The organism is Roseateles sp. (assembly GCF_047654805.1).
Taxonomy (GTDB): Bacteria; Pseudomonadota; Gammaproteobacteria; order Burkholderiales; family Burkholderiaceae_C; genus Pelomonas.
Map to the genome: position 1 here is coordinate 3,164,645 of NZ_JASGIV010000001.1, position 21,313 is coordinate 3,185,957.

Consider the following 21,313-nt stretch of genomic DNA (forward strand, 5'->3'; position numbering starts at 1 on the left):
TCTCCTGCGGGCGATGGGCCTCAGAGACGCCAAACCCGATAGCCCGCGCCTGCCAGCGCACCCGCATCGAAGCAGGCCTTGACGTCAATGAACGCCCCGCCCTTGACCAGCTTCTTCCCGATGTCGGCGATCGACAGCGCGGCGTACTCCCGGTGCGATACGGCAGCGACGATGGCGTCGGCCTGTGGCAGATCCTCAAAAGGCATCAGGCGCACACCGTACTCGTGCATGGCCTCCTCGGCCTCGGCCTGCGCGTCGGTGACGAAGATCTCGACGCCATAGGTCTTGAGTTCGTTGATGATGTCGATGACCTTGGAGTTGCGCAGGTCGCCGCAGTTCTCCTTGAAGGTCAGGCCCAGCACGTTCACGCGCGCGCCCTTGACGGGGCTGCCGCCGGCGATCATCTGCTTGATGGTCTGCTCGGCGATGAACTTGCCCATGCCGTCGTTGATGCGCCGGCCGGCCAGGATGACCTGCGGGTGGTAGCCCAGCATGTCGGCCTTGTGGGTCAGGTAGTACGGGTCCACGCCGATGCAGTGACCACCCACCAGGCCCGGCTTGAACTTCAGGAAGTTCCACTTCGTGCCGGCCGCCTCCAGGACCTCGGAGGTGTCGATGCCCAGCTTGTCGAAGATGATGGACAGCTCGTTCATCAGCGCGATGTTGAGGTCGCGCTGCGTGTTCTCGATCACCTTGGCGGCTTCAGCGGTCTTGATGCTGGACGCGCGGTGCACGCCAGGGATGATGATCTTCTCGTAGACCTGGGCAACCTTCTCCAGCGTCTCGGGCGTGTCACCAGAGACGATCTTCAGGATCTTGGTCAGCGTGTGTTCCTTGTCGCCCGGGTTGATGCGCTCGGGGCTGTAGCCGACGAAGAAGTCCTGCTTCCACTTCATGCCCGACTCACGCTCCAGCACGGGGATGCAGACCTCCTCGGTCGCGCCGGGATAGACGGTGCTCTCGTAGACGACGATGGCGCCCTTCTTCATGTGACGGCCGACGCTGGTGCTGGAGCCGATCAACGGGCGGAAGTCGGGGATGTGGGCTTCGTCTACCGGTGTGGGGACCGCCACGATGATGACGTCAGCCTCGGCGAGCATCTTGGGGTCGTCGGTGTAGACCGCGTGCTTGGCCGCCTGGACCTCCTCGTCGGTCAGCTCGCGACTCGGATCGGTGCCGCGCTGGCAGGCTTCCACCTTGTTCTTGGCAATGTCGAAGCCGATGGTTCGGATCTGCTTGCCAAACTCCACGACCAGGGGAAGGCCCACATAACCGAGGCCGATGACTGCGAGCGTATTCATGGATCGTTTCTCGTTGCTGTGAATTCTTGGAGAGCGCGGATTGTCACCGCTGCCGCGCCAGATCGCGGTCGCGGACGTCCCGCAAAGCAGTGTCCAGCCGGGCCCAATGCGTGTGCAGGAAGTCGCGCAGTAGCTCGTCGTCGGCCCCCGCGGCGGCTTTGTGCGCGTAGACGATGATCACGGCCCCGTCGTCGCCGTGGCCCTGCAAGGTCTGCCAGGCTCCGTAGAGCTTGGCCTGCCAGTCGCTGGTGAAGGGTCGGCCGTTGACCCAGTAGATTTGCCAGACCCTCAGCCGCGGAACCAGCCCGTCGGTACCGACGATCTGGCTCAGGGCCTGGCCGCGCAATTCCGCGGTGCGCCAGGCCTGTCCACCAGCCTCGCCACGGCCAGCGGCCGTGCGCGACCAATCCCTGTCGTCTTCATCGTCGACGAGTGCGTTCGCGGACGTGACCAACTGGCTGCCGTAGCGTTGGTCGCGGTAGTAGCCGATGTAGACACCCACCGCCGCACCACCCGTGGAAGGCTCCAGGCGGCCATGCAGCGATGCTGCCGGATGCTGGAAATGGGGCTGCCAACTGCTCAGCGGCTCGGCCACCCAAGTCCAGCCCGGCAGCTCAGGCGCCGCCAACTGCGGCTTGCCATGGGCGCCGGCACGTTCAGCCTGGATCCGCATAGCCGTCGGCAGCGCCACGAGCAGCAGTGCTGCGACCAGCGTCGTTGCCAGGCGACCGGTCGCCAACTCGCCACCCGCACCGAGGGACGCCGACGGCGCCGGCTCACGATCGGCATCGGCCCATCGTGCGCCGATCATGAACATCGCCAGCATGATGATGCCGAAGAAGACCCAGCCGTAGATGATGTGGTCCACACCCACGGCCAGCTTGTTGCCGGACAGATGGCCCACCATGACGATCATGTAGGCCCGCAGCCAGTTCGCGACCAGCGGTGTCACGATGGCCACGCCAACGAAAGCCCAGCGCTTGCGATTGCTGCGGTAGTTCAGGTAGGCAAACAAGGTACCCACCATCACCGAGGCCATCAGATAGCGGATGCCGCTGCAAGCCTGCACGACGGACCAGGAGCCCGACGGGATGATGAACTGCAGCGCCTCGCGAAAAACCGGGATGCCGGTGGCACGCAGTGCGACGACCGTGAAATCGGCCGTACGCTCCATCAGCCAGGGCGTCAGGAAGTCGCCGAAGGGCACGGCAAAGAACAGGAAGCCCAGCGGGAAGGCCATGCGGCCGGCCACGGCCGTACCCAGCAGTGCCGGTACCAGGACGACGCCCATGCCCAGCAGCGCGAACTGGGTGGCCGCATTGGCGGCGGCCAGATCGCCTGCCAGCCACAGCAAGCCCAGCGGCAGCAGGGCCAGCAGCCACCACGACGCCGGGCGTGGCGTCATCGACGCGAGGTCCACCCGCATGCGCCAGACCAGCCATGCCGAGATGGGCGGCACCACCCAGGCGTGGGCATAGGTCTCGGAGCGGTTCCAGATCTCGACCATGGCGGCGCCGGTCGAAAAATAGAGGATCACCAGCAGCCCCCAGGCCAGGGCCAGACCGAGCAGCGGCAACCGCCAGGGCTTGGGCAGATGGATCACGCAGCCTCCAGATGCCGGTCCAGGCCAGCCAAGTGAGCATCCCAGCTGTAGGCGCCGAGCACGAAGTCGCGCGCGCCTCGGCCTGCAGCATGGGCGGCCTCGCGGTCGCCCAGCAGGCTACTCAAACGCTCGACGTACTCGCTCTCGACGTCAGCGGGCTGCAGGCCGGCCTGGGCCGTGCTGGTGATCGCACGCACACAGGTAGCGGCCGCGACGACGGGCCGCGCCATGGCCATGGCCTCCAGCACCTTGTTCTGGATGCCGCGGGCCAGCCGCAGCGGCGCAACGACGGCCGAAGCGTGCTGCAGGAAGGGACGGACGTCCGGCACCGTGCCGGTCACGTTGACCGCGTCGCCGGCCAGCGCCTGCACCGCCGGCGTCGGGCTGCGGCCGACAATGTGAAAACGTAGCGCCGGGAAGCGCTCGCGCAGCGCAGGCAGGATGGCATTCACGAACCAGGTCACGGCGTCGACGTTGGGCCAGTAGTCCATGGCTCCAGTGAACACCAGCGGAAGCTCACCGGCCTCGAAAGGACTGGCGCGGGACGCATCCGGCGTGAAGAAGTCGGCGTCGACACCGTTGCCCAGCGCCGCCAGGCGCAGATCCCGGCCGGGACTCAGCTCGCGGAACAGAGCCACCTCGTTGTCGGTGACGAAGAAGCTGCAGGCGGCTGCGGCCGCCACGCGCTGCTCGAAACCGAGCAGCTTGTCGAACTCGCGACGGTACAGCCAGGACATGGGCCAGGCATGCTCCGGTGCATAGTCCCGCCATTTCGCGGAGTCCACGTCGACGAAGTCCACCAGCGTCTTCACGCCACGCAGGCCTCGGGTGTACTGGGCCATCACGCCACTGAAGACGACGACCGCATCGAAGCCCACGCGGGCAGCGGTCTCATCTACCCAGGCCTGCAGTCCGGCGTCGCGGTAGTAGGGCAGGCTCAGCGCCTCGCCACTGAGCAGCCCGCGCAGGCTCAGCAATTTGGCCGAGCGCGGGTTCAGGGGTGCGATGTGCAGGCTCTTGCACAGCTCACGCACGCGTGGCACGTGCTGCTCGTCGTCCGGGTCGTCGATGAAGCTGCCAAGATGGACCTCGTGCCGCGCCGCCAGATGTTTGAGCAGGTGGTAGGAGCGCACCTTGTCGCCCTTGTTGGGAGGGTAAGGCAGGCGGTGGACGAGGAAAAGAAGCTTCAAGCGGTGCCTCAGCCCAGGTTCTTGACGATGAACGGCCCCAGCCAGTTCGCCACGCCAATGGGCAGCTTGCGCCACGCCTTGATCATCAGCTGGTACTTGGGGTTGTTCGGGTTGTTCTGTGGAATCGCGTCGCGCTTGAACAGCCGGTACTCGTAGCTCAGCGGCTGCGGCTCGAAGCCCCAGTTCTTCTTGAAAGCATAGGGGCCAGTGCCTTGTTTGCTGCGGCCGTAGTCGAAGACCTTGAGACCTCGCGCGCAGGCACGGCGCATTAGCTCCCAGTACTTGAAGTCGTTGGCGGCGAGGTCGCGCGCGGCCTCGTCGTCGCCCGCGTAGTAGGGCAGGCATTCATCGCGGAAGTAGAACGTCAGCACCGAGGACAGCGGCTTGCCGTCCGGCGCGGTGACGGTCAGCACCTCGGCGTCCGGGCCGAACTCGTCCAGCAGCGCCTGGAAGTACTTCCTGGGCATGGCCGGCGTGCCGTGGCGATGTACGTTGTCGGCATAGAGGTCGAAGAAGCGGTCGACGCCGGCATCGATGTCTGCACGGAGCTCGTTCTTGATGCCCTTGCGCACCATGGCCCGCTGCTTGCGCGGGATGGCCAGCATGTTGGCCTCCTCGTCAGGCAGGATCTCCTTGCGGAAGGTCACGTAGAGATCCTGTCGCGGCCAGTCGGCGTGTCGCGTGGGTCCGAGGTTACGGTACTCCAGGTGCTCGGCGCCCTGCCCTCGTGCAATCCTCTCGGCCTCGGCTTCGAGTGCCGCGGCAGCCTCGTCGTTCAGCGCCGCCACACCGCCATAGACGCCGAAGGGCAGGCTGGAGACGGAATGGCCAAACAACCGGCTCTTGACCTCGGCCAGTGGCAGCACACCCTCGATGACACCTTCGCGCTCGGCATAGAGGAAGAAACCCTGGTGGCCGAACACCGACTCGATGATGCGCAACCAGCCACTGCGGTGAAAGAAGGTGGCCTGCGGGTGCGCGAAGACGAATTCGTCCCAGCGCGCGGACACGGGCTTGTCTTGCGCGGCCAAGCGCGCAATGCGAAGGGGGGGCGTCATTCAGGCCGGGCTCAGCGTAGGCGCCGGAGCGCACGGGCTGGCCTCTCGGCCGAGGAAGATCTCGTCCATGCGTCCCCAGCGGAAGTCTTCCAGCAATCGCGCGATGCGGCCGTGGGTGCGGGAGATGTTGACGTAGTGGCGAAAGCGCGTCTTGGCGTTGATGCCGGGGATGCGCGGCTGGTCGGCGTCGATCTCCCAGGGGTGGAAGTAGAAGACTGCGGCCTCGCCGTCGACCTCGTTGACACGGCGGATCATCCAGCGCGACAGCGCGTAGGGCAGCAGCCGGAAGTAGCCGCCACCACTGCTGGGCAAGTTGCGCGAGCCCATGCGCACGGTTGTCACGGGAATCTCCAGCAGGCCCTCGCGCACCGGGTAGGCGAAGCGCGGCGAGTCGGGCATGCCGTAGTGGTCATGGGCGATGGGGTAGACGCTGCTGGAGTAGCGATAGCCCGCCTCGCGCAGCGTGTCGAACGCCCAGAGGTTGCCCTTGCCAATGGAAAAGCTCGGCGCGCGGTAGCCGACGACGGGCACGCCGCCCAGGTCCTCCAGCAGCGCCTTGGCACGGCTGATGTCGTCCAGGAACGCCGCCGGGCTGAGGTCGCTGGCACGCTCGTGGCCGTAGCCGTGACTGGCCAGCTCGTGGCCGCCGGCCACGATGGCCTTCACGACCTGCGGATAGCGCTCGGCGATCCAGCCCAGCGTGAAGAAGGTGGCCTTGACCTGCTTCTCGGCCAGCAGCGCGAGGATGCGCTCGATGTTGCGCTCCACGCGGCATTCGAGGCCGTTCCAATCGTCGCGGCGGATGTAGGGCGCGAAGGCCGAGACCTGGAAGTAGTCCTCCACGTCGATGCTCATCGCGTTGCGCAGGGCCGGCGTCTTGGTGGGCATCAGCATGGCTGCACCGCCCAGCCGCGCAAAGGCGCTGCGCCCCCTTCGGGGGGCCGTGAACGAAGTGAGCGTGGGGGCATCATTCGTACCTCAATGCTGTTTGACGGCATCCACCAGCTTCTGCAACAGCGCCAGCGTCTGCAGGTTGATGCGCTCCAGGCGCATCATGCTGCGCTCCAGGCGCTGCAAGCGATCGGTGTGGTGATCCGCACTCAAGGCCGCGATCTCGGAGGACAACCCCTCCACCTCAGTGACGCTCATCTTCAGCTTGGCCACATCCAGCGCACCCGGTGTGCTGTCCAGCATGCCCGGACGGCTGTCGGGCAGCTTGGCGGGCATGCTGTCCAGGGGGCTGGCATCACCGTGGCGCGGTGTTTCGCTCTCCTGGGCGATGTCGCGCAACACCTCCTTCACGTCGGCCAGAGTCAGGTGCGAACGGCCCTGCATGAAGCCCAGCAGCAGCAGGCGGTCACACAACCGGTTGATGCGGCGCGGGATACCGTTGCTGGCCTTGTGGATGGCGGGAAAGGCGTCGTGGTCGAAGGTGGGCTTGCCTGTGGAGCCTGCACACTTCAGGCGATGCTCCATGTAGCGCTGCGTCTCGTCCTCATCGAGCGGACCGATGTGGCAGGTGGCCGCGACGCGCTGACGGAACTGCTCCATCTCAGGCTTTTGCAGGATGCCGCGGAACTCGGGCTGGCCCACGAGGAAGGTCTGCAGCAGCGACTGGTTGCTGAACTGGAAGTTGGACAGCATGCGCAATTCCTCAACCGCGCGCGGCGTCAGGTTCTGCGCCTCGTCGACGATGAGCAGGCAGCGCTTGCCCTGTGTGACCTGGTTGACGAAGAAGGCCTCCAGCGTCATCAGCAGCTCGGACTTGGGCGCATCTTTCACGCGCACGCCGAAGGCGGCACCGACCATGCGCAGCGTGTCCTCGGCGTCGAGCTGGGTCGTCACGACGTTGCCGATGACGACGTTGCTTCGGTTCAGGCTATCCAGCAAGCCACGCAGCAGCGTGGTCTTGCCGGCGCCGATCTCACCGGTGATGACAATGAAGCCGTCGTTGCGCAACACGCCATAGTCCAGGTAGGCCTTGGCCCGGCGATGCTGCTTGCTGCCGTAGTAGAAGTTCGGGTCCGGGCTGAGCTGGAAAGGCTTGCTGCTCAGGCCGTAGAAGGCTTCGTACATATCAGAACTGTTGGGTCAGCGTGGCGTATGCCGCATTCTCGGAGTACGACATGACGCCTTCGAAGCGGCTGTGGCGAGCACCGAGTTGCACGCTCAGCCGAGAGCCGAGACGGCTGCTCCAGTTGGCAATCAGGCTGGTCAGCTGCGTATGCCGGCCAGCGTCGCCCAGACTCTGCTGGCGCGACGCCGTCAGCGAAAGGCTGGTCACCGGGGTGAGCTGATAGCTGCCCGACAGCGAATAGGAGCGCTGCTCGATCCTTGCGTTGTCGGCCAGGTCGCCCTGGTTGAGGTTGTCGCCAACGCGGCTCGTGACGGAGCGGCTGGCGCTCGCCGTGATGTTGCTGCGCACACCCTGCAGCGTGAAGCTGAACATCTGGGCATGCAGTTGGCTCGGGCCCGTGGACAGGAAACCCAGTGCGAGCGGTGCGTCCGGCGACATGCCCTGCGACAGCAGATAGGCGCGCACCAGCGTGTCGCGCTTGACCGGATCCGGCTCTACGGATGCGAACAGCAGGAAGAACAGGTCGTAATTGGTCCGCACCCCACCCATCGAGCCGGTATTGCCCAGCGTGACATTGCGCGAGTCGGAGAGGCGCCAGACCGAGTTCCGCATGCGATGCTCGAAACTCAGGCCGTAGCTGTCGCCATAGCTGTGGCGCTGCCAGTTGCCGTTCACCCGCGTGCGCGGCGTAGGCGTCCAGTCGGCCGTCACACCACCCGTGAACCCGTCATTCCCGCTACCGCTTCGGCTGAGGTAGTCGCTGCGCTCCTGACCGGCATTGACGCTGAAGGCCCAGTCCGTGCCGAGGCGATAGCTCAGCCCCGCCACGGCAGAACTGTTGTTGTTGGACAGCGCATCCTTGGAGTGGAAGCGCTGTGTGTTGAACATCAGGTACCAGCCCAGCGCACCCGGCGCCAGTTGGGCGATGCGCAGCGACCCACCACTGCCCCGGCTGTCCCCAAGGCTGCTGCCGCGCACTTCGGTGATCGAGAAGTTGCCACGCAGATCCAGGCTGGCCAGACCGCCCAGCTGTCCGCGCAATGCCGGCACTACGCTCAAGGAACCGGTCTCGCGTCGGTTCGTGTCGCCCAGCGCGGCCACGCCGCCCTGCGAGGTCAACGTGGGCGCCGCCTGCACGCCGAATGCCGATGCGTTCTGCTGGCCAATGCTCGCCTGCGCACTGACGGAGAAGGTGCCAGGAATGATCTCGGCCTGGCCGTTCGCCGTCAGCGCGTTCTGCAGCTGCGAGCCATAGCTCGTCTTCAGGTAGGTGATGCCGTTGAGCGAATAGTCCAGGGTGCCGCGCAGCATGCCGGTATTGCGCACGATGCTGATGCCCGGCGATACCGTCGTGATCAGTGCGGCGTCCTTGTCGTTCTCGCTGAGGCGGAGGTTGTCCGTCCAGCTCTGCGAGACGCTGATGCGCGGTTTGATGGCACTACCACCACCACCACCACCACCACCATCGCCTTGCTGGGCATGGGCCGCTATCGCGACGACAGCGAGGGCCAGGGGTAGATGGCGCGACTCAGGTCGGAGCCGAGTCATTGCTGCCATAGCCGTACCCGTATCCGTAGCCGTATCCGTAGCCATACCCGTAGCCATAGCCGCCGGCAGCGTTGGGGCTGGCCTGGTTGAGCAACATCATCTTGACCGGGCAGGTCTCGATCGCGGCAAGAGCTTGCTGGACAGCGCTCTGCGCCGTCTTCTCGGCGTGGACGACGATGATGATCTGCCCCATGTGCGAAGCCAGCACGCGCGACTCAGTCGTCAGCAGCAGCGGCGGCGAGTCGAAGATGATGATCCGGTCCGGATAGCGCTTGGCCATGGTGTCGAGCAGATGGCTCATGGCGTCGCTGGCCAGCAGCTCCGTCGCGCGCGGGTGCGGGGTACCGCTGGGCAGGATGGTCAGCTTTTCGACGTTGGTGCGCAGCAGCACCTCGGACATCTCGACGCGATCCTCCAGCACGTCGAGCAGGCCGGGCCCCTGGGGCAGGCCCAGCATCCGCAGCACAGACGGGCGCGCCACGTCGGCGTCGACCAGCATGACGGTGTTGTCGAGCTCGGCGGCGATGCTCAATGCCAGATTGATGGAGGTGAAGCTCTTGCCTTCGCCAGCCAGGGCGCTGGTCACCATCAGCAGATTGGCATGGTTGATCGTCGCCGCGCCCTTGCCCATCGCGTTCTTGATCAACGGGCGCTTGATGACCCGGTACTGGTCGCCGGTCTGCGAGCGCGGCGCATGAGGCATCAAAAAGCCCTGCGCCGCCAGCGCGACCACATCGAGCTCGACACGTTTGGACGAGGCGTGGGGGCCGTCGTCCTGGATCGAAATGCCGACGGCACCGGGTTTCGCGGCGACGACGGGCGAGGCCTCCACCGGAGCTGCCACGATGGGAGAGGCCATCGTGGGCTCGACCGCAGGTTGTGCCTGCTCGTCACCCGGGAGCACAACACCGGCCTGGCGAAGTTGCTCGAGCCGCTGTGCGGCCTGTTCAATCAGGCTTGTCATGTCAAACCACCTGCCGGCTCAGTTGCACAGCCAAGACCGTCAATGCGACGGCAAACATCACCAGCAGTCCACCGGCACCCGCAGAGAACCGGATCAGGTCGACACGCTGGCGGGCACGGTCCGCATCGGTCACGAGACGGGTCACCACGCCGAGGATTGGCAACTCCACCCGGGTGCGCAGGTCATTCGCGTCGTGGAAGACCGGGCGCAACTGACTGGCGGCGAACGTCGTGAACAGGCCGACACCCAGGGCAGCGGCCATCGCACCTGCCAGCAGCAGCAGCCGATTGGGCGCCACGGGCTTGGGATTGGCGCGCGGCGGGTCAATGACCCGGAAGTCCGCGATGCCCGAAGCGACATCGAGCTCGCCCGAGATCGAGGCCTGCTCGCGGCGCTGAACGAGCTCTTCGTAGTTGCGCTTGTGGATCGCGTAGTCGCGGTTCAACTGGGCCGCCTCGGCTTCGACCTGAGGCGCCGTCTTCATGGCAGCAAGGGCCTGTGCGTAGCGACTGGAGTACTCGTCAACCCGCGCACGCAGCGACGCCACCTGAACCTCGGACATTGCGAGGACCCGAACCATCTCCTGCATCGCAATGCTGCCGCCCGACGGGCCGGTCGCCGCGGGCATGTTGATCGCCGACTTGCGCAACTCGGCGATCTCCTTCTTCCTCTGCTCCTCGAGATCCTTGATGAGCTTGCGCGTCGTGACGATGTCCGGATGTTGGTCGGTATAGCGCTGCAGCAGCGCATCGAGGTTGCGACGTTGGTCGGCCAACCGGGCGTCCAGTTCCGGCGTGCTGACGTTGGCATTGGATTCCTGCATCAGACTCTGGGCCGTGGTCGGCGAGCTGGAGCGCCCTTTCTCGGCGTCGAGCTGGGCCTTGGCTGCATCACGTGCGTTGACGGCCTCGCGATACTGCAGCCGTGCACTCTCGAGCTGCGCGCCGAGCTCCGCCAGGCGTGCCGCGGAATCCTTGCCGTCGCCTGCCGCGTTGGACAGGTTCTTCAGACGGAATTCCTTCAGCCGCGTCTCGGCTTCTTCAAGCTTGGCCTCGTAGGCCTTGATCTGCTCATTGATGAAAGTCGTCGCCGTCGACGTGCCCTGGCGCGTCTGGCCAAGGCTGGACTCGACGAAAATCGACACCAGCGCCTGTACCACGCGCTTGGCCGTCTCGGGATCGCTGTCGCGATAGCCGAGGATGTAGAGGTTGTCGCGACCACTGCTCTGGATGGACAGGTTGCCAGTCACCGCCTCGATGGTGGCTTCCTGCTGGGCCTTCGACTGGCTCTTCAAGTCCAGGTCGGCCATGCGCACGAGCTTTTCGACATTGGGCCGACTGATCAGCGTGCGGCTCAGCATCGTCACCTGCTGCTCGACATTGGGCTGGACGGCCAGGCCCGACATCAGCGGCTTCAGCATGGACTGGGTGTCCACATAGATGCGGGCACTGGCCTCGTAGCGATCCGGCAGCGCGAACACCACCACGGCTCCGACCACGCCAGCCACCCAGGCCACGATCAAGCCCACCCAACGGTATTTCCACATCCGCCGAGCGATGATCAGCAGCTGACCCATCAACAATTCCATCGGAAACAGTCTCGGTTAAAGCGATCGCAAAGATGTCAGCGGGCACCTGGCCCGCCATCCGCAACTCAGAACAGGCTCTGGGGAATGATCAAGATGTCGCCCGGGCGCATCTCCACATTGGCCGACACGTCCCCACGCTTGATCAGATCCTTCAAGCGCACGGAATACTGCTTGTTGCCTTCGGCCGTGCGCAGGATGGTGGCGCTATTGCCCGACGCGAAATCCGTCAACCCGCCCACCGCGATCATCACGTCCAGCAGCGTCATCTTCTGCTTGTAAGGCAGGAACTGCGGCCTGGCAGCTTCGCCAACGACACGAATCTGCTCGCTGTAAGGACCGACGAAACTTGTCACGATCACGGTGACAACCGGATCCCGGACATATTTGCTCAACTGCTGCTCGACATCACGCGCCACCTGCACCGACGTCTTGCCCTGGACGACCATCTCGTCCACCAGCGGGGCGGCAATCTTGCCGTCAGGTCGCACAGGCACAGCCATCGACAGCTCAGGGTTGCGCCAGACCTGAATGCTCAGGTTGTCGCCAGCACCAATGACGTAGCTGTAATCATCACTCGCCACCTGGGCGGGCGCCGCCGGATGCTGGGTTGACGCGCAACCGGCCAGCCCGACGGTTGCCGACACGGCCAGCAGGGCCATTGCCCCCGAAGCCCAGGCCCGCAGCCGTGCCTGAACACCGCCGGCCGACATCAGTTGCGCATCGCTGCGATTCGAAGCATGAATGGTGTCCAAGGCAAATCCTCTGTGGGTCTGGTCGTCGGAAAGACCGAGGCGCGAACAGGAAGCACGCCAGATTGGGAGCGCCGCATGATGCCATAGGCTCACCCGCGCCCAGGTAGCTGAATCGGGGGGTATGCCCCGCCTGCGGCGTGCAATTTCACACCCGCAGCGCGTTTACCGACACTAGAACTCAGCGCGGCTTCGCGCGCCCTTCCAGCAAAGGCCGGATCAGCAGCAACATGATCTGCTGGATCGGATTGGCGTTGCCAAACGGACGCCAGGTGAACTTGATTTTCTGGTGGTAGGCATCGAACTGCATGGCCCATGGCGCCGGTCGCAGGTCCCCACGCCCGAGCAGCACCTTCAATACCGAAACACCCATGACCCCTGCACACAGATCGCAGGACATCATGGTCGACGGGCCGCGCCGCTCCTGGAAATTCACCGCATGCGGCGCGACGAGATAGTCACGCTGCAGCATTGCGGGCGAAAGGCCCGCAATGAACCTTGCGTATTGCTCATTCTCACTACGTCCCTCGACCCTGAAATAATTCTCGAAACTCATGGCCCCGGGCTTGAAATACAGGAAGGAAACGCCCATACCCAGCGGCGCCGCCGTCAGCGCTGGGATACCTTTTTCATAACAGGCCTGAAATAGCTTGCGCCGCACCGGCAGCGCAAAGAAATCAATGCCATCAACATAGACGTCGACATCGCTCAGGAATTCGTCGATATTCGCGTCAGTTACACCTTCGGAGAATATACGGACGTCAACTTCCGGATTGATGTCCCGCGCCATTTCAGCCAGAACCTGCGCCTTAGGACGATCGAGTGTCGACATGAAGGCGCCGACCTGGCGATTCATGTTGTGGACGCCAAATTCGTCGAAGTCCGCGATGCTGAAACGACTCATGCCCAACCGGCACAGCGTCAGCAGATGGGCGCCCCCGACGCCACCCAAGCCGGCAATCGCGACGCGCGCGGAGCGAAGTTTTTCCTGCTCGGCCTCGGTCACCCAGCCGATGTTCCTGGAAAATGCCCGCCCATAGTCGAAAGTCGAAGCTTGGCTCAAGTTCCCCCCTTTGCGCCGGGCAGAGTCATCATCAAGGCACGCCGAAGCAGAGACGCCCCGCACCTGCCATCATCAATACAAGAAAGGCCGCAAACTATGGATTCACGAGCTGCCATCCTGCAGATCCTGGATTTTGCACGATGGGCCCCCAGCGGGGACAACACGCAGCCTTGGCGATTCGAAATCATCGACTCCAACCATGTCGCCGTCCATGGATTCGACACCCGGGATCACTGCGTCTATGACCTGGACGGACACCCCAGCCAGATCGCCATAGGCGCCCTGATCGAAACAGCCGCCATCGCCGCCAGCCACCACCAGCTTCGCATGCAAGCGAAGCGACGCACGGACTCGCCAGAAACGCGGCCGGTGTTTGATCTCGAGTTTTCGGCCGCCCCCGACATGGTCGCCGACCCCCTTGCATCCTGCATCAAGACCCGCAGCGTGCAGCGCAGGCCGCTGAAGACACAACCCCTGACACCCCAGCAGAAGCAGGCACTGGCGGCCGCCATCGGCCCCGACTACGCAATCCAGTGGCTGGAGAGCGGCGGCGAGCGGCTGAAGGTTGCCAAGATGCTGTTTCATTCGGCCAAGATCCGGCTGGTCACACCCGAGGCCTATCAGGTCCACAAGGACATCATCGAGTGGCAGACACAGTTCAGCGAGGACCGAGTGCCGGACCAGGCCCTCGGCACCGACCCGATGACGACCCGGCTGATGCGTTTCGTGATGCAGAGCTGGAGCCGGGTGGAGCTGTTCAATCGCTTCTTCGCAGGCACCTGGGCCCCGCGCATCCAGCTGGACTTCCTGCCAGGCGTAGCCTGCGCAGCTCATTTCCTGCTACTCGCCAAGAACACCGCGAACACGATCGATGACTACGTCGCAGCGGGCCGCGCGATGCAGCGCTTCTGGCTGACAGCCACCCAGCAAGGCCTGCTACTACAACCCGAGGTCACGCCACTGGTCTTCACTCGCTACGCGCGTGCGGGCATGAACTTCTCGAGCAAGCCCGGCGCGCAGAAGATGGCACAGCAACTCGACCAGCGCTTCGTCGGTGTGGTCGGTGAGCACGCGGCAACCCATGCCGTCTTCATGGGCCGCGTCGGCCACGGTCGGCAGCCTGAGTCGCGCTCGCTGCGGCGACCGCTTGAGAGCCTGCTGATTTCAGGGCCTGCGTAATGACCACCCTCGAACGCCCGCTCCGGATCGCACTCTTCGCCGAGGCAGTGACACTGGCACATGTGGCGCGCCCGATCGCGCTTGCCCGCGCCATCGCACCCCGGGGGCACAAGCTCATGCTGGCCTGCGACCCACGATACGCAGCCTTCACGGCCGATGGCCCCTGGCAGCGCGAAGACATACGCAGCATTCCCGGCGCACAGTTCAACGAAGCACTGGCCAAGGGCACGCCGGTCTACGATCTCGACACACTGGATGCCTATGTCAGAGAAGACCTCCGGCTGCTTGAGGCATTCAAGCCAGACCTGGTCGTCGGCGACTTCAGGCTGTCGCTGTCGGTCAGTGCGCGACTGGCGGGCGTGCCATACATGGCAATCACCAATGCCTACTGGATGCCACAGTACGAAGGCGGGTATGCACTGCCGGTGATTCCGCTGAGCCGCATGCTTCCACTTCCGCTAGCAGCCGCGCTGTTTCACACGTTTCGGCCACTCGCTTTCATTGCCCATTGCCGGCCGATGAACCAGTTGCGCAAGCGCTACAAGCTGCCCACCCTGGGCAACAACCTGCGACGCGCATACACCGATGCCGACCACCGACTGATTCCGGACCTGGCGTCGCTTTACCCCGTTGGCGGGCCGAGCAGCACCCACACCTACATCGGCCCGCTGTCGTGGTCGCCTGCGCTGCGAACGCCAGACTGGTGGGATGCACCGGCCGGCAAGGAGATGGGGGGCGTGTACGTCACCCTGGGAAGCTCAGGCAATACATCGCTGCTGCCGTTGATCCTCGAGGCGCTGAAAGACTTGCCGGTACTCGTGCTGGTGTCGACGGCTGGCGCGCCGGCACCATCGAATGCTCCGGCAAATGCTAGGCTGGCAAGCTATCTGCCAGGCGACGCAGCCGCGCAGCGCTCGCGGCTGATGATCAGCAATGGCGGCAGCCTCAGCACCCAGCAGGCATTGGCAGCCGGCATCCCTACGCTGGGCATTGCCAGCAACATGGACCAGTTCCTGAACATGGCACCGGTCGAGGCCGCTGGTGCAGGCATCACGCTGCGCGCCGACCGGCTGAGCCAAGGTGCCATACGACACGCCGCTCAGACGCTGCTGTATTCCAGCGCCGCCACCCTCGCCGCCCGGGAACTCGCTCTGCAGCTTCAGTCAGCCGCCAACGGCGTCGGCGCAGCTTTCGATGGTGTCGCCACCCGGCTGCTGGCGTCACGAAGCTAGCCTTCCGCCAGGGCTCATCAAGCCAGATCGGCAAAAAAAACGCCCCGAAGGTCGGGGCGTTTTCCTGCATCCGGCTTACGCCGGATCCGCTTTGCTTACTTGCGGCGGCGAGCCACGAAGCCAACACCAGCCAGTGCCAGGCCAACCAGGGCCAGCGAAGCCGGCTCAGGAACAGCAGCCGAGAAGGTCTGGTTCGCGTCAGCCTGGAACACAACTTGGCCGGCACCGACGTTGACACCGTCAACCGAGCTCGGGGCAGTGAAGTTGGTCACCGAAGAGCCCAGTTGCAGCGTGGAGGTCACGTTCGTGCTGACCATGTCAGGCGTGATGTAGGCCGAGTTCGTGTAGGTCACGACACCGGTCAGAGCAGCCTGGCCACCCGTCAGCGTGTTGAACAGCGTGGTCGAGCCAGCGTCGAAGGTACCCGACAGGATCTTCGTGCCGTCGCCAAAACCGCTCCAGGCCGAACCATTGGCCTTGGCATTGGCAGCCAGATCGTAGTAGACGTCGAACGTACCGCCGGTCACCTGGAACGTGCACTCCGTGGCGCTGGCGCAGCTGACAACCTTCTCGGTGAAGGTGGCCACCACGGTGTACTCGTAGGCATTCACATTCTTCTTCAGGCCGTTGGCAGTGGTGTCCAGATTGCCGAACTGCTCAATCGGCTGACCGCCAGTGTCGGTCACGGAGACCGCCCAACCGACGTAGTTCAGCGTGAAGGTCGAACCCGGGACACCCGTGAAGCCCGAGGTCCATGCACCGGAGCCCGAAGCCCAGTCGAAACCACCGAACGGGGTGTACGTGCCATCCACGTTCGTGATGCTCGGATCGGCAAATGCCGCGCCGCTGAAAAGGGTCGCGCCAGCCATCGAGAGCGCGGCAGCCATCTTCTTGAAGTTCATGTCAACTCTCCTAAAACGTTACGAGCGCGCGACCTTCGCACGGTCTTGCCAACCATTAAGCAGCCTCCGTGCCAGCGTTGATAAACACCTGTCGCACAACGATTTTTCTGGAGTTCAACACTGCCGGACGCGTCTCACGCGGCAAAGTGTCAAGTTTTCCGACAAGCCGACTAGAGCGCCTGCATCAGCTTCTTCACCTCGGCCTGCTGAGGGAAGCTGTCACCCAATGAAGCCAGACGCTGCAGTTGCTCCCGAGCAGGAGCCTTCTGGCCGGCGCTGACGTAGTACTGCGCCAGGTGGAAGCGATGCATGGCATGGTCCGGCGCGCGGTCGACCGCCTTCTTCTGGATCTCGATGGCCTTGTCTATGCGGCCTGCCGTCGCCAGGACCTGCGCCAGCGTGTCCATGTAATCAGCGTTGTCAGGAGCCAGCTTGGTTGCCTTTTCCGCGTACCCCATGGCGTTCGGGTCCTTGCTGCGATTCAGCAGCCAGGCGACGTTGTTTGCCGCGTTCGCGTTGTCTGGCTGCAGCTTCAGGACCGCCATGTAGCGCTCCAGTGCAAGGTCGTAGTTCAGCAGCAGCAGCGTCGCGTCAGCGGAATAGATCAGAAACTTCAGGTCCTTCGGATGCTCGGACAGCCAGTCCGACTCGAACTGCTTGGCTTCCGATTGCTTGCCCGCACCGATCAGCACGCGGTGCAGCTTGATCGCGATATCCACTTGCGACAGCAGTTTCAACGCGGCACGGTAGTTCTGCGTCGCACCGGCCCAGTCTCGCTGCACGGCCGAGATGTCACCCATGATGGAGTACACCAACGGATCATTGGGATACAAGGCCTTCATTGCATTGGCAAGCCGACGAGCTTCTGCAAAGTTCCCGACCGCAAGCTCATTGGAAATCAGCGCCCGCTGCGCGGGCTGGTACCCCGGCTTCAGCTTCAACGCGCGTTCCATCGTCTGCTTGGAAGCCGCCCTGTCCCCACGCGCCGCATAGGTCTGCGCCAGCAGTACCAGCGGCTCGGGAGCATCAGGCTGCAGGGCGACCAGCTTCTTGTAGGAGGTGATGGCCTGGTTGTAATCGCCCGACATGGCCTGGACGCCAGCCAGATGTCGAAGCACGTTGGTGTCGTGCGGTAGCGCGGTAGCAGCCTCGGTGGCAGCAGCCAGCGCAGCCTTGACCTCCTGGCGGCGCAGTTGCAACTCGATCAATGCCAGGCGCGGCCGCGGCTCGCTGGGCATCTGCTTGATCAGCTTCTCCAGCGCAGCAACGAGCTCTTCCTTGTTGGCGCCTGTCTGGTCCCGCAGACCGATCAAGGCCATGTTGGCGACAAGGCTCTTGGGATTGGCGGCCAGCACCTTCTGGAAGCGGTCTATCGCCACCTGGGGCTGCTTGGCCTCCATGTCCAGCGCAGCCAGGCTGGCAGCTGCCGGAAAGTAGGCAGGATCGCGCTTCAGAGCCGCCTCGAAGGCTTCGATCGCCTTGCTCCGATTGCCTCGAGCCAATTCAATGCGCCCGCGAAGATTGCTTGGCCCTGCACCGCCCGGTGTCTTGCGTTCGAGCGTCTCAACCGCCTTCAGCGCCTGGGCCCAGTCTCCTTGCCTCATGAAGGTCGACACCAAAGCCAGGTCAGCCACGGGGCTGCTGTCCGACGCCGACAAGGTGGTCAAGGCAGCAACGCCCTGCTCCACCCGGCCCTTGCCGATATCCACCAGCGCCAGCGCCACCCGGCTGGGCGCGTTGTCGGGGCTGAGCTTGGCAATCTGGGCGAATGCCGCCTCGGCACGCGGGGCATCACCGGCCTGCAGGTAGGCCTCGGCAGCAACGCTCAACGCGCCCACGCTGCGCCCCTCGACAAGCAGGGGCTGCAGGACGTTCAGCGCCTTGGCGGAGTCGCCGGCACGCAGCAGCGTCTGAGCCAGCAGCACGCGCGCCTTCTCGAAGTCTGGCGCGGCATGGACGGTCTTGCCGAGATAGTCCTCGGCCTCCAGCAACGCACCGCGCCTAAAGGCGACGACACCCGCCAGATGCAGGACCCGAACATCCTCCGGTGCCGTCTTCAGCAGGGCCTGGATGTTGTCGCGCGCGGCATCGAGATCATTGCGCTCGAGCGACAGCAGCACCGTCAACAGCTGCATCTGGCCCGCTGCGCCACGCACGCCGCGCAGCGCCTCGATTTCAGCCTTGGCGCCATCAAGGTCCTTCTTCGCCAGCAACAGGTGGAAGGTGCCCACATGGGCCAGCACATGCTTCTTGTCCAGCGCGAGCGCCTTCTGGTAGGCCTGCATCGCCTCGTCCGCCCTGCCCTGAAGGCCCAACAGGTCGCCCTTGACCTGCCAGCCATCGGGGCTCTGCGGTGACTTCGCGAGCATCGCCTCGACCGCCTCCAGCCCAGCAGCTGGCCCGGACGAAGCAGCGAGCAGGCGGACGCGAATCAGTTGCGCCCGCGGAGCGCTTGCATCGGCGGCCACGGCCGCGTTGGCGAACTCCAACGCCTTCGCGGCATTGCCGGTGGCGCTGTAGGCGATGGCCAGCGAGGCCTGCAGGTCGGCTTGCGCGGCGCCCGAGGCGAGCTTCACGTTCGCGAACTCCGAGATCACCTTGGCGAACTGTCCCTGCCCGAGCATCGCCTGTGCAATCAACGATTCAAGCCTGTCATCTTGGAGGCCTAGCTCCTTGGCCTTGTTGAGCTCGGTCAGGGAACCACGCGCATCGCCCCCCAGCAGCAGCGCCTCACCGAGCAGAACCCGCGCTTCGGCCATCGACGGATTGGCCTGCAAGGCATTCTTCAACTGGATCACGGCACCGGCATCATTCTTCTTGGCCAGATCGGCCTTGGCGTCCGCCAGGTACTGATCTGCCGACTTGCCGAAACACCCAACCAGCAAGACGCTCGAGAGCGCCAACCCGGCTGCGCGCCGACGTTTCGCACCGATTACAGATGACGAAGCTTTATTCATGTGATCAGCAATCAAGAGAATGTGCAGCACGGATTGACGCTGCGTTGAACTGACCGAGAGCGGTCAGTGCGAGGTCGGCCTGAGCCTTTCCAGCGCATCCGGGTGAGTCTCGAAGGAGTGGTTCACCAGCCTGTCGATCACCGCATACAAAGGCTTGATCAACGGCCGCAGATTGCCCACAACCTTGCTCGAACTGAGCAAGGAGGGCACGCGAATGCCACGATGCTCAATCTCACCGCCGACTGGATGAATGTCAAAACCGAGGCGGGCGAAGTGACTGGCCAGACGAGGCTCCGTCAGCACGAACACGTTCTCGACGCTGAGCCGCCGCGCTGCTGCGGCGGCGCCGAGGTACAGGCTCATCGGAATGAATGGGAAGCGAGGCTGGCCGCCTCTGGATTCGAAATCCTGCTCGCCAACGGAGACGGGCTTGTCGGACTCACCCTGGCGCTGACGAAACTCGCTCATCACAGCCAACCGTGAGACCTCGCCAACGTCATTCCGCGGCAGTTGCGCAGGATCCAGCAGATCGCGGTTGATCACGTCACGGCAGCTGATCTCGAACGGCAAAGGATATGAAGGTTGCTCCGGTCGGGCCAGCACCAGACGCGAACAGCCCACGAGGTCGCCGGAGCCGCGCTTGCGAAGCAGGCAATGGACCGAATGACGATCGTAGTCATCCGTTTCGAGGCCATCGCTGCGCACTGCTTCCCACCCCAGCTCGCGGCAGTACACGTCATGCCGGATCCGGTACACCATCTCGACACTGGGCGCATCCAGGGCCAACGAGAACTCGAACAGTTCCTCGAATCGATGGCCAAGGTTTCCGCTTGAAGTCGATGGATTCACAAAATTACCTCGAAGTACGCTGATCGTATCAAGGTGCTGCTTGAATGCCGCACAGACTCACGACTATCGGCCCGCATTGCCAGCCTCCGAAAGGAAGCTGCGTACATTGCGAACCGGGATCGCGTAGCTGATGCCGCTGGGAGCAGTCAAGGCCGATTCGTGGGATGCCTTGATCGCCACCATACTGACGACGCCGACCACTTCACCCGTGGCGACGTTGATCACCGGGCCGCCACTGTTGCCGGGGTAGGCGGTCGCATCGAGCTGGAGCACTTCGAAGCTGCCCTGGCGCAACTGGCGCACGGCCCTCTCGTTCAAGCCTTGAGGTCCCGACGCTGGCTGCACGATCGCCGTCCGCGCCGACACGATGCCGCGATGCGTCACGTGCGAGAAGCCCAGGGCTCCACCAATCGGGAAGCCGATCAGCGCAATCATCTCGCCCTCGGCAGCCTCCTGTTCTGCTAGGCGCAGGGTTGGGAGCGGCCTGCCGTCGTCGATCTGCAATAGAGCGAGATCCTGGGATGCATCGACCTTCGCGATGCGCGCCCCGCGCAACACCCAGCCACCCTCGGACGTCCATGCCTGTATCGCCACGCTGCGGTCGATGCGCCCCGTCTCCAGCGGCGGCAGCACATGGGCATTGGTGATGACTTGCATGCCGTCGCCGACCGCAAAACCGGTACCGCGAAATCCAAAGCGCGGTGCGTCCAACAACCCGTAGCTGCCCACCAAGACGACTGCCGGCTTGGATCGGGAGATCAAGCCAGGCAGCGTGGCGTCCCCCCAGGCCAATCGAGGGCTGATCAGGCCAAATGCCGCAATGGCCAGCAGCACTGAGGCCGTCCAGGCGCGGCAAATGCGGTAGAGGTCGGAACGCGCGCACCCAGGCAGAACGTGCGACACCCAGCGCATGCCGTGGCTCACCCGATGGCAAAGACTCGCTTGCTTGATCTGCATGGGGCTCAGGCGTTGTTGCGATGCCCTACCCTAAGGCAAGGTCGACATGACGAAATCCTGCGACGGCACGATAGCCTGGCAATCAAGTCTCGAACG

17 protein-coding genes are annotated in these 21,313 nt (G+C 64.2%); 2 read left to right on the top strand and 15 right to left on the bottom strand.

From position 1 onward, the window contains the following. Positions 1-20: 20 nt before the first annotated feature. The 11 genes from QM732_RS14275 to QM732_RS14325 form a co-directional block, all read right to left on the bottom strand. The gene (locus QM732_RS14275) at positions 21-1,301 is read right to left on the bottom strand and encodes a nucleotide sugar dehydrogenase (RefSeq protein WP_415656792.1); all 1,281 of its coding nucleotides are present in this window, start codon (positions 1,299-1,301) and stop codon (positions 21-23) included. 43 nt (positions 1,302-1,344) lie between these two features. Beyond that, the gene (xrtA, locus tag QM732_RS14280) at positions 1,345-2,904 is read right to left on the bottom strand and encodes an exosortase A (RefSeq protein WP_415656793.1); all 1,560 of its coding nucleotides are present in this window, start codon (positions 2,902-2,904) and stop codon (positions 1,345-1,347) included. Beyond that, the gene (locus tag QM732_RS14285) at positions 2,901-4,094 is read right to left on the bottom strand and encodes a TIGR03087 family PEP-CTERM/XrtA system glycosyltransferase (RefSeq protein ID WP_415656794.1); all 1,194 of its coding nucleotides are present in this window, start codon (positions 4,092-4,094) and stop codon (positions 2,901-2,903) included. The genes xrtA and QM732_RS14285 overlap by 4 nt, the downstream gene beginning before the upstream one ends. Positions 4,095-4,102: 8 nt before the next feature. Next, positions 4,103-5,152: a FemAB family XrtA/PEP-CTERM system-associated protein gene (locus QM732_RS14290; protein ID WP_415656795.1), complete on the bottom strand. Its 1,050-nt coding sequence runs from the start codon at positions 5,150-5,152 to the stop codon at positions 4,103-4,105. After that, positions 5,153-6,046, bottom strand: a complete 894-nt coding sequence (locus QM732_RS14295) for an XrtA system polysaccharide deacetylase (RefSeq protein ID WP_415656796.1) — start codon at positions 6,044-6,046, stop codon at positions 5,153-5,155. A gap of 84 nt (positions 6,047-6,130) precedes the next feature. Then, positions 6,131-7,228 (bottom strand): XrtA/PEP-CTERM system-associated ATPase, encoded by a 1,098-nt coding sequence (locus tag QM732_RS14300; RefSeq protein WP_415656797.1) that lies wholly within the window; start codon positions 7,226-7,228, stop codon positions 6,131-6,133. A gap of 1 nt (position 7,229) precedes the next feature. Then, positions 7,230-8,777, bottom strand: coding sequence for a TIGR03016 family PEP-CTERM system-associated outer membrane protein (locus QM732_RS14305; RefSeq protein WP_415656798.1), 1,548 nt, complete (start codon positions 8,775-8,777; stop codon positions 7,230-7,232). Beyond that, positions 8,758-9,741, bottom strand: a complete 984-nt coding sequence (locus QM732_RS14310) for an XrtA-associated tyrosine autokinase (RefSeq protein WP_415656799.1) — start codon at positions 9,739-9,741, stop codon at positions 8,758-8,760. The genes QM732_RS14305 and QM732_RS14310 overlap by 20 nt, the downstream gene beginning before the upstream one ends. Before the next feature lies 1 nt (position 9,742). Beyond that, complete coding sequence (locus tag QM732_RS14315) at positions 9,743-11,329, bottom strand: XrtA system polysaccharide chain length determinant (protein WP_415656800.1); 1,587 nt, start codon at positions 11,327-11,329, stop codon at positions 9,743-9,745. A 65-nt stretch (positions 11,330-11,394) separates the two neighbouring features. Next, a complete protein-coding gene (locus QM732_RS14320) occupies positions 11,395-11,988 on the bottom strand; it encodes an XrtA/PEP-CTERM system exopolysaccharide export protein (RefSeq protein ID WP_415659385.1) in 594 nt (197 codons plus the stop codon). A 271-nt stretch (positions 11,989-12,259) separates the two neighbouring features. Further along, the gene (locus tag QM732_RS14325; protein ID WP_415656801.1) at positions 12,260-13,141 is read right to left on the bottom strand and encodes a ThiF family adenylyltransferase; all 882 of its coding nucleotides are present in this window, start codon (positions 13,139-13,141) and stop codon (positions 12,260-12,262) included. Between the two features lie 96 nt (positions 13,142-13,237). On the opposite strand from QM732_RS14325, the gene QM732_RS14330 reads away from it, so the two are divergent. Both QM732_RS14330 and QM732_RS14335 read left to right on the top strand, forming a co-directional pair. Next, positions 13,238-14,320: a nitroreductase family protein gene (locus tag QM732_RS14330; protein ID WP_415656802.1), complete on the top strand. Its 1,083-nt coding sequence runs from the start codon at positions 13,238-13,240 to the stop codon at positions 14,318-14,320. Then, entirely contained in the window at positions 14,320-15,552 is a 1,233-nt protein-coding gene (locus QM732_RS14335) for a glycosyltransferase (RefSeq protein WP_415656803.1), read from the top strand. The genes QM732_RS14330 and QM732_RS14335 overlap by 1 nt, the downstream gene beginning before the upstream one ends. 95 nt (positions 15,553-15,647) lie before the next feature. Here the strand turns inward: QM732_RS14335 and pepA are convergent, their stop codons facing one another. The 4 genes from pepA to QM732_RS14355 all read right to left on the bottom strand — a co-directional run bounded on the left by pepA (position 15,648) and on the right by QM732_RS14355 (position 21,217). After that, complete coding sequence (gene pepA / locus QM732_RS14340) at positions 15,648-16,454, bottom strand: flocculation-associated PEP-CTERM protein PepA (RefSeq protein WP_415656804.1); 807 nt, start codon at positions 16,452-16,454, stop codon at positions 15,648-15,650. A gap of 170 nt (positions 16,455-16,624) precedes the next feature. After that, positions 16,625-19,357, bottom strand: a complete 2,733-nt coding sequence (prsT, locus tag QM732_RS14345) for an XrtA/PEP-CTERM system TPR-repeat protein PrsT (protein ID WP_415656805.1) — start codon at positions 19,355-19,357, stop codon at positions 16,625-16,627. A gap of 117 nt (positions 19,358-19,474) precedes the next feature. After that, on the bottom strand, positions 19,475-20,260 hold the full coding sequence (locus QM732_RS14350; RefSeq protein ID WP_415656806.1) for a PEP-CTERM/exosortase system-associated acyltransferase: 786 nt from the start codon (positions 20,258-20,260) through the stop codon (positions 19,475-19,477). 63 nt (positions 20,261-20,323) lie between these two features. Beyond that, positions 20,324-21,217, bottom strand: coding sequence for a S1C family serine protease (locus QM732_RS14355; RefSeq protein ID WP_415656807.1), 894 nt, complete (start codon positions 21,215-21,217; stop codon positions 20,324-20,326). Positions 21,218-21,313: the final 96 nt, after the last annotated feature.

Excerpts from the sequence above, each read along its gene's own strand:
- QM732_RS14320 (WP_415659385.1), bottom strand. The coding sequence starts at position 11,988 with ATGGCCCTGCTGGCCGTGTCGGCAACCGTCGGGCTGGCCGGTTGCGCG.
- QM732_RS14330 (WP_415656802.1), top strand. The coding sequence starts at position 13,238 with ATGGATTCACGAGCTGCCATCCTGCAGATCCTGGATTTTGCACGATGG.
- QM732_RS14355 (WP_415656807.1), bottom strand. The coding sequence starts at position 21,217 with ATGCAGATCAAGCAAGCGAGTCTTTGCCATCGGGTGAGCCACGGCATG.
- QM732_RS14295 (WP_415656796.1), bottom strand. The coding sequence starts at position 6,046 with ATGCTGATGCCCACCAAGACGCCGGCCCTGCGCAACGCGATGAGCATC.
- QM732_RS14335 (WP_415656803.1), top strand. The coding sequence starts at position 14,320 with ATGACCACCCTCGAACGCCCGCTCCGGATCGCACTCTTCGCCGAGGCA.
- QM732_RS14310 (WP_415656799.1), bottom strand. The coding sequence starts at position 9,741 with ATGACAAGCCTGATTGAACAGGCCGCACAGCGGCTCGAGCAACTTCGC.
- pepA (WP_415656804.1), bottom strand. The coding sequence starts at position 16,454 with ATGAACTTCAAGAAGATGGCTGCCGCGCTCTCGATGGCTGGCGCGACC.
- QM732_RS14305 (WP_415656798.1), bottom strand. The coding sequence starts at position 8,777 with ATGACTCGGCTCCGACCTGAGTCGCGCCATCTACCCCTGGCCCTCGCT.
- QM732_RS14300 (WP_415656797.1), bottom strand. The coding sequence starts at position 7,228 with ATGTACGAAGCCTTCTACGGCCTGAGCAGCAAGCCTTTCCAGCTCAGC.
- QM732_RS14290 (WP_415656795.1), bottom strand. The coding sequence starts at position 5,152 with ATGACGCCCCCCCTTCGCATTGCGCGCTTGGCCGCGCAAGACAAGCCC.
- QM732_RS14275 (WP_415656792.1), bottom strand. The coding sequence starts at position 1,301 with ATGAATACGCTCGCAGTCATCGGCCTCGGTTATGTGGGCCTTCCCCTG.
- QM732_RS14315 (WP_415656800.1), bottom strand. The coding sequence starts at position 11,329 with ATGGAATTGTTGATGGGTCAGCTGCTGATCATCGCTCGGCGGATGTGG.